14 protein-coding genes are annotated in these 16,118 nt (G+C 51.3%); 10 read left to right on the plus strand and 4 right to left on the minus strand.

Annotation, left to right across the window (positions count from 1 at the left end):
• Positions 1 to 25 precede the first annotated feature (25 nt).
• Genes ACJJIP_RS00075 through ACJJIP_RS00085 form a run of 3 tightly spaced genes read left to right on the plus strand, consistent with a single transcriptional unit; the run spans position 26 to position 2,183 of the window.
• Positions 26 to 607: a hypothetical protein gene (locus ACJJIP_RS00075; RefSeq protein WP_020414111.1), complete on the plus strand. Its 582-nt coding sequence runs from the start codon at positions 26 to 28 to the stop codon at positions 605 to 607.
• A 13-nt stretch (positions 608 to 620) separates the two neighbouring features.
• Positions 621 to 1,388 carry a hypothetical protein gene (locus tag ACJJIP_RS00080; RefSeq protein WP_282952163.1) on the plus strand — a complete coding sequence of 256 codons (768 nt, stop codon included), beginning with the start codon at positions 621 to 623 and terminating at the stop codon, positions 1,386 to 1,388.
• Between the two features lie 27 nt (positions 1,389 to 1,415).
• The gene (locus ACJJIP_RS00085) at positions 1,416 to 2,183 is read left to right on the plus strand and encodes a VIT1/CCC1 transporter family protein (protein ID WP_353375476.1); all 768 of its coding nucleotides are present in this window, start codon (positions 1,416 to 1,418) and stop codon (positions 2,181 to 2,183) included.
• Between the two features lie 12 nt (positions 2,184 to 2,195).
• Here the strand turns inward: ACJJIP_RS00085 and ACJJIP_RS00090 are convergent, their stop codons facing one another.
• Entirely contained in the window at positions 2,196 to 3,278 is a 1,083-nt protein-coding gene (locus ACJJIP_RS00090) for a GGDEF domain-containing protein (protein ID WP_020414114.1), read from the minus strand.
• Between the two features lie 169 nt (positions 3,279 to 3,447).
• Between ACJJIP_RS00090 and ACJJIP_RS00095 the strand changes: the two genes are divergently transcribed.
• Both ACJJIP_RS00095 and ACJJIP_RS00100 read left to right on the plus strand, forming a co-directional pair.
• Entirely contained in the window at positions 3,448 to 3,966 is a 519-nt protein-coding gene (locus ACJJIP_RS00095) for a macro domain-containing protein (protein WP_282952166.1), read from the plus strand.
• Between the two features lie 254 nt (positions 3,967 to 4,220).
• On the plus strand, positions 4,221 to 5,195 hold the full coding sequence (locus tag ACJJIP_RS00100) for a phenylacetaldoxime dehydratase family protein (protein ID WP_444945981.1): 975 nt from the start codon (positions 4,221 to 4,223) through the stop codon (positions 5,193 to 5,195).
• A gap of 782 nt (positions 5,196 to 5,977) precedes the next feature.
• Here ACJJIP_RS00100 and ACJJIP_RS00105 read toward each other — a convergent pair.
• The 3 genes from ACJJIP_RS00105 to thiI form a co-directional block, all read right to left on the minus strand.
• Entirely contained in the window at positions 5,978 to 6,157 is a 180-nt protein-coding gene (locus ACJJIP_RS00105; protein WP_353375478.1) for a hypothetical protein, read from the minus strand.
• A gap of 545 nt (positions 6,158 to 6,702) precedes the next feature.
• Entirely contained in the window at positions 6,703 to 8,511 is a 1,809-nt protein-coding gene (typA, locus tag ACJJIP_RS00110; RefSeq protein WP_020414119.1) for a translational GTPase TypA, read from the minus strand.
• 208 nt (positions 8,512 to 8,719) lie between these two features.
• On the minus strand, positions 8,720 to 10,204 hold the full coding sequence (gene thiI / locus ACJJIP_RS00115) for a tRNA uracil 4-sulfurtransferase ThiI (RefSeq protein WP_020414120.1): 1,485 nt from the start codon (positions 10,202 to 10,204) through the stop codon (positions 8,720 to 8,722).
• Positions 10,205 to 10,524: 320 nt separating this feature from the next.
• Between thiI and glnA the strand changes: the two genes are divergently transcribed.
• The 5 genes from glnA to ACJJIP_RS00140 all read left to right on the plus strand — a co-directional run bounded on the left by glnA (position 10,525) and on the right by ACJJIP_RS00140 (position 16,108).
• The gene (glnA, locus tag ACJJIP_RS00120) at positions 10,525 to 11,931 is read left to right on the plus strand and encodes a glutamate--ammonia ligase (protein ID WP_020414121.1); all 1,407 of its coding nucleotides are present in this window, start codon (positions 10,525 to 10,527) and stop codon (positions 11,929 to 11,931) included.
• A 211-nt stretch (positions 11,932 to 12,142) separates the two neighbouring features.
• A complete protein-coding gene (locus ACJJIP_RS00125; protein ID WP_444945982.1) occupies positions 12,143 to 12,793 on the plus strand; it encodes a DUF4124 domain-containing protein in 651 nt (216 codons plus the stop codon).
• A gap of 331 nt (positions 12,794 to 13,124) precedes the next feature.
• A complete protein-coding gene (gene glnL, locus ACJJIP_RS00130; RefSeq protein ID WP_282952169.1) occupies positions 13,125 to 14,207 on the plus strand; it encodes a nitrogen regulation protein NR(II) in 1,083 nt (360 codons plus the stop codon).
• A 3-nt stretch (positions 14,208 to 14,210) separates the two neighbouring features.
• Complete coding sequence (gene ntrC, locus ACJJIP_RS00135; RefSeq protein ID WP_020414124.1) at positions 14,211 to 15,617, plus strand: nitrogen regulation protein NR(I); 1,407 nt, start codon at positions 14,211 to 14,213, stop codon at positions 15,615 to 15,617.
• A gap of 158 nt (positions 15,618 to 15,775) precedes the next feature.
• Positions 15,776 to 16,108 carry a PAS domain-containing protein gene (locus tag ACJJIP_RS00140; RefSeq protein ID WP_020414125.1) on the plus strand — a complete coding sequence of 111 codons (333 nt, stop codon included), beginning with the start codon at positions 15,776 to 15,778 and terminating at the stop codon, positions 16,106 to 16,108.
• Positions 16,109 to 16,118: the final 10 nt, after the last annotated feature.

Raw genomic sequence — 16,118 nt, forward strand, 5'->3', positions numbered from 1 at the left:
TCGTTTGGGGTTTGGGGAGTTTTTAATGGATACAAATATTTACAGCGCACCAGAGGCTGAATTACATACAGAGTTCACGGAGGAATTTGATTTCTACGTAGTGTCCAGCGCTAAATTTTGGGTGATGAACCTTGGCACTATGGGGCTGTATTCTGTCTACTGGTTTTATCGACAATGGAGGGAATACAAGCGCGCAAGTGGTGAAAGCTTATGGCCTGTTATGCGTGCGATTTTTTCAATATTTTTTACCCATTCACTTTTTATTAAAATACAGAGCCACTTAGAAGAGGCAGAAATAGAATATAAATGGCGCCCTAAACTGATGGCTGCGATTTATATAGTTCTTGCGATTCTGGGCTCAATTATCGATAGAATTTCGTATCTTTCTGATGAATTCTCTTTGATTGATATTTTTAGTCCGGCGTTATTGCCTCTGACGGTTTGGCCTCTCTTTGAGGGACAGAAGGCAGCAAATACTCTCAGTGGTGATATCTCGGGCAAAGTAAATGCAAAACTAACGCCGTTGAATTTTTTGTGGTTAGGAGTAGGGGCCTTATTGTGGGCCATAGTGGTTTTTGGAGCTTACATTGTCATCAGTGGCGAATAAAAGGAGTTTAGAGGTGAGAAGAATCGTTATTTTAGTGTGTGCCTTAGTAGTGCAGTTTTTTACCACTAATCTGTGGGCTGAAGTGACCTCAACTGAAATTACTGTGCGAGCCAAGGCCAAAGATGCCAAATTTATTGGCTCCTCAATCGGGGGGGCTATGGTGATTATCCGTGAGGCGGATACCGGAGAAATCCTGGCCAAGGGGCTTACCCAGGGCAGTACCGGTGATACCGGCAAGATCATGAAGACACCACGCGAACGTTATGCTCCTATCGCCGGGGGAGCTGCGCATTTTACTGCTGCGCTGGATATCAGTGAACCGGTATTTCTTACTGTAGAAGTACTGGCCCCTTACATTAAGAAGCAGGCTCGTGTGGTAGCACAAACACAGACTTGGCTTGTGCCAGGCAAACCTATCAGCGGTGAAGGCTTGGTCGTGGAGATACCGGGTATGGTAGTGGACTTGCTCAGTCCACAGACTCACCTCTATACCGGCCTGGATAAGAGCCCATTCGAAATACGCGCTAATGTAGTGATGATGTGCGGCTGCTCCCTTACGGATGGTGGTCTGTGGGATGGTAGCAAGATAGAGGTTACTGCCCTGGTAAAGAGGGATGGTCGGAAATTCGCTACAGTTCCGCTGAAAATCCAGGACACCATGAATACCTTCAGTGCGCCTTTTCCCACCGATTTACCCGGCGCCTACGAAATATTGGTTTACGCCTATGATGCAAGGACCGGGAATACCGGTGTCGATAGGAGTAGTTTTATCGTGAAATAAAGCAATTGGTAGGGAGGCGCTACGAGTATGAAAGGCAGGGAGGAGAAATCTAAACAATCCCGTCGCGCACTGCTCGAAGAACACCGCCCCGAGCGAATTCACGCCCGCCTGGGTAAGGAGCCCAGGTCCCAGAGAGTGTCGGATTTTGTCCTCGGGGCTATCGATGGTTGTGTTACCACCTTTGCGATAGTTGCAGGCGCTTTTGGTGCTGGATTCACTGAGTCGGTGGTGTTGGTCATGGGCTTTGCCAATCTGATCGCTGATGGATTTAGTATGGCGGTTAGTAACTACGAGGCAGTGAGTGTAGAGCGGGATCAGGCAGCGGCGGCTGCCCGCACGGAACGCCAACATATTGATTTGGTGCCGGAGGGAGAGCGAGAGGAGATCCGCCAGATTTTTCAGCGCAAGGGCTTCCAAGGGCAGGTGTTGGATGAGGTTGTCGCAACTATCACCGCCAATCGCCAGCTGTGGATTGATACCATGTTGGCGGAAGAGTACGGCATTAGTCGCTCGGCACGAAGGCCCCTTGGCTCTGCGATAGTGACCTTTCTGGCCTTTATTGGTGTGGGCGCAGTCCCGTTACTTCCCTATCTTATCCGTCCGCTGGAAACCTCTGAGCAGTTCTATAGCAGTGCCGCTTTGGCTGCTTGCACTTTTTTTGCCATTGGCCTTTGTAAGGGGCTGGTGTTCTCACAGCGGGTACTGGCAGCGGGCGTCAAGACACTGGTGTTTGGTGGGGGTGCGGCCCTGCTAGCCCTGGCAGTCGGTTTTTTCCTGCGAGATATCATCAGCTGAGAGGTATCGTTCTCAGGCGGCCACTACCCGGTTGCGGCCACTGTTCTTGGCTCGATACATGCGTTTATCGGCTTCAGCCAGTAATTGGTTGTGAGGGCTGCCAGTACTGCTGCCTTCAACCAGGCCGAAGCTGATAGAGACTTTCACTGACTGTACATAGCGACGGCTAAGGGCCTCTACCTTTCGCCGCAATTTTTCCGCCAATACGCTGCCACCACGTACGTCGGTATTGGGTAGCAGCAGCAGGAACTCCTCACCCCCCCAGCGTGCCACAATATCCTCTGTACGAGTATTGTCCCGAAGGATCTTGGCTACATCCTGTAAAATACGATCGCCAAAAGCATGTCCATGGGTATCGTTAATCGCTTTAAAGTTGTCCAGATCGCCAATCAGGATCACATACCGGTCACGCAACTCCTTGTTACGGCGCTCCATATCGTGGATAGCACGATAGGCCTCACGGCGATTGGCGAGGCCGGTTAGGGTATCGGTGGAGGCGTTTTTCTCCAGCTCCCCGGTTAATTTTTCCAGCAATTGTTGGGTGTGATGGCGACTGCTGTCGAGTAGTGCTGTCAGTGCCGTGAGAGCACCAAAAACGGCGATAAAGCGCGCGCGGTAGGCGGTATCATATTTGGCGGTAAGGCCTGGAAAATCTGGGTAGAAAAGGACAGTGGCTGTAACTATGCCAATGGCGATGAGTGCGGCGGTACCGGTCTTGTAACCGTATAGATTGATAAAGCCAGGTACCAGCATTACCGCCCACATCAAACCGGTATTATTTACTCCGCCGGATAACAGCAAATAAAAATAGAGTACTAACAACAGGATACCTACCAGGAGAGGCGTCTTCTCACTGGGACCCATTACATTGATTGTCACATAGGAAAACAGGATTACTACTGCCGCTGCAGAGAGGGTGATGGCCTGAAGGATATCGGCTGCTGTCAGTGCAATGACTGCCATGGCTCCCGTTACTGCCATGGCAAATATCAGCATATAGGAAGATGCCATGATACGACGACGCAAATCTATACGTTCCAATTCCTCCACCGGTGAGACCAGTGCGGGATTATGTTGGTTATACCCTGGAATCATAATTATCTCGATTGCTCTTCAGGCTGAGGCTTTCTGCTGGCGATAAAGCGCCAGGTAGCGTCACTATATTCATCGGGGAGTGAAGCAGCGCTGAGTATAGGAGGATTCGTTCACCGACCAAAGTAGCAAGCTACAGTATCTGTAAACCAAACTTTAGAACTGAGAAACTGTGACACAAATTATTCTGACTTGGGGCGATATTCTGACATTGCGCGGGGATGCACTTGTGTGTCCTGCACATAAACATCTTATTTGCGGTCGAGGGCTCTCTGCCCAGGTTTTTGCTCTGGGAGGTAAAGATCTCGAGCTGCAGTGTAAAAAACAACCGGAATGTACAGTGGGGGAGGCGCGTATCACCGATGCTTTCCATATGCCGGTAGATTATTTGCTTCACACTGTTACTCCACAGTGGAGCAGTGGTGATCAATGGGGGGCTCAAGCGATTAAGCAGCTCCGCTACTGTTATGAAAGTGTATTGAGCTTGGCGGGGAAAAAAGGTTTAAAACATATTCTCTTTCCGGCATTGGGTGCCGGCACCAACCGTTTTCCCCATGCAATTGCCGCGCATGAAGCCCTGGAAGTTCTTAATGAATATTCCAGTCAGTTTGATCAACTTACTGTTTGCCTGCACTCTCCCGCTGCCCTCGGAGAGTGGAAACGGGTTGAGCGGCGTTTCTTCACCGTGTGAATTAATCAAACATTATTAATGTACGATGGTGCCAGTAAGCAGGTGGCTAGAGTATTCGCTGAAAACGATGAAAGAGGCCTCAGCTCCTAAGTATACTTTTCATCGCTTTTATGGTTGTAAGTAAAGGTATTGAAATGTCGCCTGGGGAGGGCATATTTCTCTTACTGATAAAACGAATCTGGAATATGACAGTAGGAAAGCTCATCCACAGGGATTTTTCATTCACAGAGAAATTGTGAAAGGGATCTGTCAGTTTGAAAAATCGTCCAAAAAATTTTGTGCCTCCATATCCAGCCTGGGAACTGAATCTTCCGCCGACTTCCCGATATGTACAGTGCCAAGTTGCCTTACAGTTTGTTGGTGGCCATCGGGACGATTCACTATTTCAGCTATTGACTGAATCTCTGTCCAATACCCGAGGCCTAATGCACTATGAGCGGGCAGGTCACATTGATGCTTGGGGTGCGTATAACGATATTGCGATTGCCTACTGGTCCTGTGAAGAGTCCATGATGACTTGGTTGAGGGAAGGTTTTACTGATTTGCAGGGGGTAGTTCGGGGCAAATCGGGATCATGGTATGAGGCATTGACGGCTCCACGTACTCATTTCGAGGTTTCTGCCTCTACACCTGAAGCTGACTGGGGGATCTTTCGCCACTTTGATACTTGTGATCAGCATGATCATGCCTACTGGGGTGCGATGCGGGATCGAATAAGCGCTGCAGAAAATAGTGGGCTTCCAGGCCAATTACAAAGCTTACAGTTGCTACCTGCCGCAGAGCGATCGGACAAGGAAATATTCCTGCCCGGTAATTTATGTATGATTCGCACGGTACAGGGCTATTCTGCTGCCAGCCCTGAAGAACGGAATGCCTACCAAAAATCTCTGCGTCAGAAATATGAACAGGGAGTAAACTACTTGAATAAACATCCGGTTCAGTCGCGTTGTCTCAGTGCTCGACTGTTAAGTGATGAGCAGCCGGCACCGGGTAGACCAGATACTGAAACAATTGCCTGGTTTGCCTCCTTAAAAGACCTTGAAAACTGGGTGCACCATCACTCCACTCATAAGGCTATCTACGCCTCCGCACAGCAATATGCGAATCGATTTTCTCCTGGAATGCAATTGCTGCTGAGCCACGAAGTAGCCGTAGTGCCTCCTGGTAAGGGGCGGGCCGCTTACAAGGATTGTCATCCCGATACAGGGTTGCGACGTTTTTTAAGGTAATAAAATAATTGACGCTGAACTTAGTAGCTTGGGATAGAAGGTGACTGGGGTGTGCTCAATGTGATTTTTTATAAGGCTTAAGATTGATCCCTATAAAATCGATGATATAGCTCAAAAAGTGTATAAATACTTAAACATCGGTGAATATCTTGATGAGGAAAACCGTTGCCTGCAAGAGTCGGTCGAAGAGCGCTCAGCGCTTATTGAGTTCGGTTGTGGCAATTGTCGTCATCTTAGGATTCTGGAGGCCGTCTCGAGTTTTTATCTGGGAATATATTTTGACCCTGGTCACATTAAAAGTGCATGGAATCTTAGCGAGAATAAAAACTCTCAGATTTTTACTTGCTGAATAATGAGTCCTATCTATCGGAGTGCAGATATTCAATTTAAGCTCTAAAATTTTTTATTATTGGAATTTACTAATGAGCTTGCCTTTGTAAAAAATATGATAGAAATGAGTGACGAGGATATATGTCTAGACTTAAATTGGATATGCAAAGTAAATACTGCTTGCTGATATGTGAAACAAATTAAGGTGAGTATGTGATGTTTAGATCCTTCAGGTACAAAGGCATGGAGATTAGGTATTACGCTGCAAAACAGTGAATATCTGATATACCGTAGTTGGAGAGCTGTGGTAACGAAAGCTTTCATGGGGGGCTTACTTGGAGTTTTTGTCTATATGAGGTACATCCATTGCCTGCACCGCTGGAGAAAGACTGGGCCCCCAGTCCGTAGAAGACATGGGGATCTGTGAAGTAGATGGTGCCTTCTTCGTCATTCTAGGCAAAGGCGTATTGCACATGGGCCAGTTTGGAGAAATCCACATTGTCGTGGGTGAAGGAGGAATCGGCCCAATACTCCCAGTTGGCCCAATAGGCCGAAATACGTTTGATCTCCTGAGCATTGATATTGACGGTTAAAGTGAGTGCCGTGGCAAGCGTTACTACTTTTTTAAGCATTGCGACATCCCTCCAATATCCCTATTCGTTCCTGAGATTGCAGAGAAGAAAACATGACGATGACCTACCAAGAGCCTTGGTGATGATGAAACCAAGTATTTTAGAAGTGAACTTTATAGTTGAGAAATTGGAAAAAATTGGGGGATAAAAGTTCCGAATGAAGCTAGGACAAGCGCTGAAATTAGATAATTTTTCTCGATAATTTGTGCAAGGAAAGTGAAGAAGCAAAAAAGTAAACTACTTATTTCAAGATAAAATCAGTTTCTACGACATTGAGGGCAATATGGTGAGCTCTTAAAATGATTCAAGAATTAATTTTTATGATGTGAGCAAAAAAATAACAATAGTATTGATTGGGGTTATGCACAGGGGCAATTTTCCAGGTAAAAATTTAAGTGCTGGTGAAAAATAAATGGCAATAAACACTGCCTATCCGAATAAAGAATTTTTTCGAGGTTGCTTAAATTTCCAGCGCAGGCTTGGCTTCAAGAGTAAAAATAAAAAGGGCCCTATCAGGGCCCTTTTTATGCTGAAGAGAATACCTGTTATTTCTTCGCACGCTTGCGCATGTTTTCCTGAAGGATTTTTTTGCGTATGCGGATATGGTTGGGGGTTACCTCAACTAGCTCATCCTCTTCGATAAACTCCAGCGCCTGCTCCAGAGTGTGGCGAATGGGCGGAGTCAGGGTCAGGGCTTCATCGGTGCCGGCAGCGCGGATATTGGTGAGCTGCTTGCCTTTGGTGGGGTTGACCACCAGATCGTTGCCGCGAGAGTGGATACCGATAACCTGGCCTTCGTAAATATCTTCGCCGTGGCCGAGGAACAGGCGTCCGCGATCCTGCAGGGCAAACAGGGCGTAGGCCAGCGTCTTGCCATTGACCATGGAGACCAGTACGCCGTTGATGCGCTTGGCCACTTCACCCTGTTTTACCGGGCCGTAGTGGTCGAAAATACTGGTCATGATGCCCGAGCCGCTGGTCAGGGTCAGGAACTGGTTGCGGAAACCGATCATGCCGCGTGAAGGTACAATAAAGGTCAGGCGCACACGTCCTTTGCCGTCCGGCTCCATATTGGTGAGCTCAGCCTTGCGCAGTCCCAGCTCTTCCATAATCGGGCCCTGGTGTTGGTCTTCAACGTCGATCACCACTTCTTCGTAGGGCTCATGGATTTCACCGTCTACTTCTTTCTGAACCACTTCCGGGCGGGAGACTCCCAGCTCGAAGCCTTCACGGCGCATAGTTTCGATCAGCACTGACAGGTGCAATTCTCCGCGGCCGGATACGCGGAATTTGTCCGGGGAATCGCCTTGTTCCACGCGCAGGGCTACATTGTGGATCAGTTCCTGGTCCAGGCGTTCCTTGATATTGCGTGAGGTGACGAACTTGCCGTCCTGGCCGGCAAAGGGAGAGTCATTCACCTGGAAGGTCATACTCACGGTGGGTTCATCCACGCTCAGGGCGGGTAGGGCTTCCGGGGTTTCCGGGTCGCACAGGGTATCGGAGATATTCAGTTCGCCCACACCGGTGATACATACGATGTCGCCAGCACTGGCCTGCTCAACCTCTGTGCGCTCCAGGCCCAGGTAGCCCATAACCTGTAGAACCTTGGCTTTGCGGGAGTTGCCGTCGCGGTCCAGTACCAGTATCTGTTGGTTGGGGGTCAGAGTGCCGCGGGTAATGCGGCCTACGCCGATAACGCCCACGTAGCTGGAATAATCCAGGGCCGAAATCTGCATCTGGAAGGCGCCTTTGGGGTCTACCCTGGGCGGCTCTACCTTGTCCACAATCATCTGGAACAGCGGCGTCATATCGTCGGCCAGGTCGGTATCGTCGAGGCCGGCAATACCGTTGAGGGCGGAGGCGTAGACAACCGGGAAGTCCAGCTGCTCATCGGTGGCGCCAAGGCTGTCGAACAGGTCGAATACCTGGTCCATCACCCAGTCGGGGCGCGCGCCAGGGCGGTCAATTTTGTTGATGACGACAATAGGGTTCAGACCCTGCTCGAACGCTTTCTGGGTTACGAAGCGTGTCTGTGGCATTGGGCCGTCCACTGCATCAACCAGCAGTAGTACCGAGTCCACCATAGAGAGTACACGCTCTACCTCACCACCAAAGTCGGCGTGTCCTGGGGTATCGACGATGTTGATGCGGTAGTCATTCCACCGGATGGCGGTGTTCTTGGCGAGGATAGTAATACCGCGTTCTTTTTCCTGGTCGTTGGAATCCATAACCCGCTCGGCGCCTTCATCGCGACGGTCGAGAGTGCCGGATTGGGACAGCAGCTTGTCCACCAGGGTGGTTTTGCCGTGGTCTACGTGGGCGATAATCGCAATATTGCGCAGATTCTCTATCACTGGGGGCCTCTGGGCGTTAAATCTTGGTAAATCGGGGCGGGGGCCTGCGGGGTTTCTACAGCAGCATTCCGGCCAAAGGCGGCGATTATAGGGGGGGCGCATGACAATTGGGAGTGATTTTGAGTAAAAAATCACCGCCCACTGTGGAAGTGTCGGCTTGAGGGGGTAAGAGGGGAGCGCGGATAGCGGGGCTGTCCGCGCCCGGGAATTATTTCTTGATGCTTTCCGGCCTGTGGGGGATCTGTGGGCGCAACACGCCCACGTTGCGGTATCCCTCATCCATCAGGTGGGAGGCGTGCAAGCGGCTCATGACACCACGGGCGCAGTAGAGCAGGTATTCGCGCTCCTGGTCCAGTTGAGCGAAGCCGTTATTCAGACGGTAGAAGGGGATAGTCTGTACTTCACAGCCCTCAAGTTCCAGCGGGTCCATTTCCTCTTCATCCGGGTGGCGAATATCGATTATCACCGCATTACCGGGCTCTTCGCGAATCTCAACTTCAGGTGCCTGTCCGTCTACTTCTTCAATCACTTCATCGATATTTTGAATAGAGCGATTGCTGATAGCACGATCAAGGACGGTAAAATCAAAGCGGTTCTCTTCGGATTCCACTTTCTCGATTTTTGCGCGTGTGGTGGGTTTTACTGAAATCACACCGCAGTATTCGGGCATATTCGCGGCAAATTCCTCTGTGCCGATCTCCCGAGAGGTGCGGATAATGTCGGTTTTATCGGAGGTGATCAGTGGGCGCAGCACCAGGGTATCGGTGACGCTATCGATTACTGCCAGGTTTTTCAGGGTCTGGCTGGATACCTGGGCAATAGCTTCACCAGTCACCACCGCGTCCACCTCCAGTTCCTTGGCGATTACACTGGCAGCGCGCAGCATCATGCGTTTGAGGATTACACCCATATGGGAATCGTCGACGCGTTCGAGGATTTCCGCTACCACCTCGTCGAATGGCACAGTGACAAAGCGCACCCGGTGGGATGCGCCATATTTATTCCACAGGTAATAGGCGACTTCCTTAACGCCCAGCTCGTGCTGGCGTCCGCCGAGGTTGAAGAACAGGAAGTGGGTGCGGATACCACGCTTCATGGTCAGGTAGCTGGCCACGGTGGAATCGAAGCCACCGGATACCAATGAAAGGACTGGGTCCTGGGTTCCCAGGGGGAAGCCGCCGAGACCGGGGTGCTGTTCCTCAATCACATTGAGCTTGTCGTGGCGAATTTCCAATTTCACCGTGATATCGGGGTTCTTCAGCTTCACTCCAGCCGCTTCGGTATTTTTGTTGAGGCCACCGCCCACATACTGCTCAACATCCAGGGACTGGAAATCGTGCTTGCCGGTGCGTTTTACCCGCACACAAAAAGTCTTACCCTTCAGGGCCGGGCCCCATACAGAGAAAGTCTTTTCATACATATCGTGCAGATCGCCCAGTGGAAACTGGCGTACACGGGAGAAGTTAGCGATACCGGGGGTGTGGGAAAGAACTTCCTCAATTCGGTCGCCCAGGTGTGCTACAGCGTCCGGGGCGATCACATCGATCTTTTCCCAGTCCTTGCGCACCTGGATACGGTCGTCCAGCTGACGCAGCAGGCGCTGTAGGTTGTCCTTGAGCTGGCGCGACATACGTTTGCGCACAGGGTTGCTCTTAATGGTGATCTCGGGGAAAAACTTGACGACAAAGTGCATGGGAATCCGTCGGGTACCGCATGTTGATAGAAGGTGCGGCATTATAAACTAGCCGGAGGCAACTTGGTTGTGCACCGTTACCGGGCGATACTGGGATAAAGTTGCGTCATTATGGTGCGCTTTTCTGTGGCCGCTCGGCCACAATGCATTTATCCTGCCCCAGTCGGCCCAAAGCTGCCGACCGCACCGGCGCCAACCGCCGCAGCGATGCAGTTGCCCTAATTTGGCACACTCCTTGCTTTATTTCACGCCAGGTAAAGAGTGAATGCCGGCAGCAAAGGCATAGCGACCAATTACTTTTCAAGACCTGGAGGACAGCAATGTCAGCGAAAACGCTCGGTTTGATTAATGAGAGTGAAGCAAAATGGGTGGACCTGCGCTTCACCGATACCAAGGGTAAAGAGCAACACGTTTCCATCCCCGTATCGGAAATTGACGGAGAGTTCTTCGAAGAAGGCAAGATGTTTGATGGTTCCTCCATCGCCGGCTGGAAGGGCATTAATGAATCCGACATGATCCTGATGCCGGATGACGAGACGGCTTTCCTCGATCCCTTCACCGATGAGAGCACCGTTATTATTCGCTGTAATATCGTAGACCCGGTCACCGGTCAGGGCTACGAGCGCGATCCGCGCTCCATCGCAATGCGCGCCGAGGAATACCTGAAGTCCACAGGTCTGGGTGACACCGCGCTATTTGGCCCAGAGCCCGAGTTCTTCGTATTTGACGATATCACTTGGGGTGCCGAAATGGGCGGCGCCTTTTACAAAATCAATTCCGAAGAAGCGGCTTGGTCCTCCGGTCATAACTTCAGTGAGGGCAATATCGGCCACCGTCCTGGTGTGAAGGGCGGCTATTTCCCCGTTCCTCCGGTTGATTCCCTTCACGATGTGCGTGCCGCAATGTGTTCCGCTATGGAGCAAATGGGGCTACAGGTGGAAGTACATCACCACGAGGTAGGCACTGCCGGTCAGTGTGAGATTGGTGTTGCAGCCAACACTCTGACCAAGAAAGCGGATGAGGTTCAGATTCTTAAGTATGCCGTACATAATGTAGCGCACGCCTACGGCAAGACCGCAACCTTTATGCCCAAGCCCCTTGTTGGCGATAATGGCTCCGGTATGCATGTGCACCAGTCCTTCACCAAGGATGGCGTAAACCAGTTTGCCGGCGATGCTTACGCGGGTCTGTCTGAGGCTGCTCTCTACTACATCGGTGGTATTGTGAAGCACGCGCGCGCCCTGAACGCGATTTGTAACGCGTCTACTAACTCCTATAAGCGTCTGGTACCGGGCTTTGAGGCGCCGGTTATCCTGGCCTACTCTGCGCGCAACCGCTCCGCTTCCATCCGTATTCCTTACGTAACATCGCCTAAAGGCAAGCGTATCGAGACGCGCTTCCCGGATCCGACTGCCAACCCTTACCTGGCGTTTGCTGCCTTGCTGATGGCAGGTCTAGATGGTATCAAGAACAAGATTCATCCCGGAGATGCCGCCGATAAGGATCTGTACGATCTGCCCCCGGAAGAGCTGGCCGAGTACCCCACCGTAGCTGCCAGTTTGGAAGGAGCGTTGGACGCCCTGGATAAGGATCGTGACTTCCTGACCGAGGGTGGTGTTTTCACCAATGATGCAATCGACGCTTACATTGAATTGAAGCGCGAAGAAGTAGAGCGCCTGAACATGACTACTCACCCGGTTGAGTTTGACATGTACTACTCCGTGTAATAGCGAACGGCATCACACTGGTGCCGCCGAGTTGTTCGCGAAAAGCCCGCGCCGTCCTGGTGCGGGCTTTTTTATTGCGGGTAAACTGTCTATTGGGGAGGTTGATTCTACCGACTGCGAATCTGGTACTTTGAGAAGCAGTTGCCCCATTCAATTGAGGCCCCGACTGGGGCAAGAGAAAAGGAGCGTCCGCGTCGCGGTCGATCACGTTATGGGATTTTTGAGATCGTTTCAGGCACTTTTCCTTGTCGCCCCCCTGATGGCTTTTGCCGGTACCGATGGTGGCAGCAGCTCCGGTGCTATCTACAAGACTGTCGGCCCCGACGGGCGCGTGACTTTCAGTGATACTCCACCAGCCAGTGGTGAGGCGCAAAAGGTAGAGCTGGCCCCAATCAATGTCCAGCCTATCACCCTGCCTCGCCCTCTGCCTTCACGCAAGCTATCCCCTAAAGATGATGTAGAGGATGACGGCGGCAAAGAGAGCTACGCAGGGCCGATGTCAATCCAGATTGTGAGCCCCCTGGATGGCGCAACTATCCCCCCGGGACAGCGTTTTATTCCGCTACAAGTGGATGTGCAACCGTCATATCCAAAGGGTGCCAGCTTTTATGCGGTGGTGGATGGTCAACCCTGGCGCGGCAATTCAACCGGCTCCAGCTTGGATATCTCAGCGCTGGAGCGCGGTAGTCACAGTGTGCAGGCGGTACTTATCGATGCCAGTGGGCGCATTCTGGCCCAATCAAAAGTCATTACTGTTTATGTGCAGCGCCCCAGCGTTGCCCAATCGGATAGCTCTATCCTTCGGGCACCTCAGTCAACCAAAGTGTCACTTGGGCCCAGTTTGGCCCAGTCTCAGCCCTGATTGGTTTGTATTACCGCTATCGTCAAGGGCGTCAGCGGGTCTCCGCTAACAATTCACAGCCCGCCTTTCCCTCCCCAGGCTGATTAAATTTTGACCTTCGCACCATTGTGGTGCATTCTCCTGGCTGAGCTGTGCAGCTCCAATGCTCTTGGGGGTGATTAGGCAAATCCTATCGATTGCGCACTGTAAATGCCCATCAGAAGCAACCAATGTGGGCCTGAATAGCCCTGTGCGCCATTTTGGTTTGCTTTTTGCACTGGCTAGATACAAGGGCTTATCGCGCCGGGTGCTAACCCTACCCCGGCCGCCGCAGAGAACCGGAAACCACTGAATGCTCAATGATCGCCAGCTGCGCCAGCTGTTAGACAGTCTCACTTCAGCCGTTATGGTGCTGGATGACACGTTATCACTCTGTTACTTGAACAATGCGGCCGAGGATTTGCTGGCGGCATCCAGTGCAAGGGTCAGCGGATTGCCGTTGGAAGAGGTCGTGCGAGAATCTGCAGCTGCGCAAAAAGCCATGCGTGATGCGCTGGTCAGTTGTGAAAAATATACGGTGCGCCGCGCTCGTTGGCGTCTGCACAACCTGGATACGCGCACTGTGGATTACTCGGTGAGTCCTGTCCCAGAGCTAGGTGTTTTGCTGCTTGAGGTGCAACCTATGGATCGCCTGCTGCGCATTGCACGTGAAGATGCATTGCTCAGTACCCAGGAAACTGCGCGTAACCTGGTGCGGGGCATGGCACATGAAGTGAAGAACCCCCTCGGCGGTATCCGCGGTGCGGCACAACTGCTTCAGAGAGAGTTACCAGATGCCTCTCTGGAAGAGTACACACAGATCATCATTGAGGAGGTGGACCGCCTGCGCAATTTGGTGGACCGCTTGTTGGGACCGCGTCAGCCGGTGAAACTGGCGGAGACCAATGTCCATGAAATCCTGGAGCGAGTGGCACAGCTTCTAGAGGTGGAATGTGATGGTGAACTGAGTATCCGCAGGGATTACGACCCCTCTATCCCGGATGTACCAGCGGATCGCGAACAGTTGATCCAGGCACTGCTGAACATCGCCCGCAATGCGATGCAATCGATAAATGAGAGTATCGGTCTCGCCAGTGGGGAGATGGTATTGCGCACACGGGTCCAGCGCCAATTCACAATTGGTCGTCGCAATTGTCCACTGGTATGCCGTATCGAAATTGAAGATAACGGTCCCGGTATTCCCGAGGAGATCCGTGAGCGGATCTTCTTCCCGATGATATCAGGGCGCGCGGAGGGCTCCGGCTTAGGGCTATCCATATCACAGAACATTATCAGTCAGCATCGCGGCCTAATTAAGTGTGACAGCCGTCCCGGTCGCACGGTATTCCAGATCTATTTGCCGTTGACTATCGAATTAGCCAATACAGGAACCTAGAGAATGAGTAATCGCGTTTGGATAATTGACGACGACAGATCTATCCGCTGGGTGCTGGAGCGGGCGCTTTCTCGGGAGGGGATAGAAACCCAATGCTACGAGAGTGGCGATCGTGCCCTGGATGATTTTTACAGCGATTCACCGGACGTGGTGATTAGCGATATTCGTATGCCGGGCTCCGATGGATTCAAGTTGCTTCAGCGCTTCCAGGCGGAACGTCCAAACATGCCGATAATTATTATGACTGCTCACTCGGATCTGGATAGTGCTGTCGCCGCCTATCAGGGCGGTGCCTTTGAATATCTGCCTAAGCCTTTTGATATTGATGAGGCTGTAGCGGTTACACGCCGCGCCCTGGTGCACGCCAGTGAGCAGGCGCAGGAAGAGCGCATTGAACAGGATAATGGCACCGAGAATAAAGAAATCATTGGTGAAGCGCCGGCGATGCAGGAAGTTTTCCGTGCGATCGGCAGGCTCTCTCACTCAAATATCACTGTATTAATCAATGGTGAGTCTGGCACTGGTAAGGAACTGGTGGCTCAGGCGTTGCACAATCACAGTCCACGAAGGGAAAAACCCTTTATCGCCCTGAATATGGCCGCGATTCCGAAAGACTTGATGGAGTCTGAATTGTTTGGGCATGAGAAAGGCGCTTTTACCGGGGCCAGCTCCCAGCGTGCCGGGCGTTTTGAGCAGGCCAATGGCGGTACCCTTTTCCTGGATGAAATTGGTGATATGCCGGCAGAAACCCAGACGCGGCTTCTGCGAGTATTGGCGGATGGGGAGTTTTATCGGGTTGGCGGACACACTCCGGTAAAAGTGGATGTGCGGATTATTGCCGCCACCCATCAAAACCTTGAGGAGCTGGTACTGCAGCATAAATTCCGCGAAGACCTATTTCATCGCTTGAATGTAATCCGCATTCATATTCCAAGGTTGGCCGATCGCCGTGAAGATATCCCAAGGCTGGTGCGTCACTTCTTCAATGCTGCCGCAAAAGACCTCGGGGTGGAACCAAAAATCCTGACTAAGGAAACAGAGGGTTACCTGTCAGGTTTGGATTGGCCTGGAAATGTACGGCAGCTCGAAAATACTTGTCGCTGGATTACCGTTATGGCCTCTGGCCGTGAAGTACATATCGAAGACTTGCCCCAGGAACTGCACCAACAAGGGCAGGAGAGCGAAACCCCACTGGACTGGCAAAAAGCCCTACGTATTTGGGCTGATCAGGCCCTGTCATCCGGGCGGCGCGAAATACTCAGTGAGGCAGTTCCCGCATTTGAGCGTGCCCTGATCGAGATTGCTTTAAAGCATACGGCCGGGCGCAAGCGTGATGCCGCAGATTTACTTGGTTGGGGACGAAATACCCTGACAAGAAAATTAAAAGAGCTGGAGATTAGCGGCAATTAAGAACTATTTTTGTGCCTCCGGCTATTTCTGACAAAGATGAAATAAGAATTTTCATGTTAATACTCAATGAATGATAAAGGCAAAACCTCCTTTGGCTTTTACACTTGCATTTATTAATGCAGTTCAAATATGAATGTAGTGGCTGGAGATGGAGTTCTATGAACGCTGAAGAGCTTAGAGTTGTTGATAATGTGCCGTTTCTTTTTTGGGTGAAAGATCAAGATGAAAAATATATTTGGGGTAATCGCAAAATTTGCGAGTTGGCCGGTGAGGATGTAGTGGGAAAAACCGACGCTCAACTAACTTGGGCGGAAAATGCTCAAGCTCTGCGAGAGGCGGATAAGCGCGTCTTTGCTTCCGGTGAGCCGGATTATTTACTAGAGCACGTAATTAAATCCAGTCGAGGTGAGGCTACGTTAAGTGTTTGCAAGTGGCTTGGGGATTTTGAGGGGGAGAAGTGCTGCTTTGGCATTTCTTTCGTAATAGAATGATGTAATAAAT

The organism is Microbulbifer variabilis (assembly GCF_052467165.1).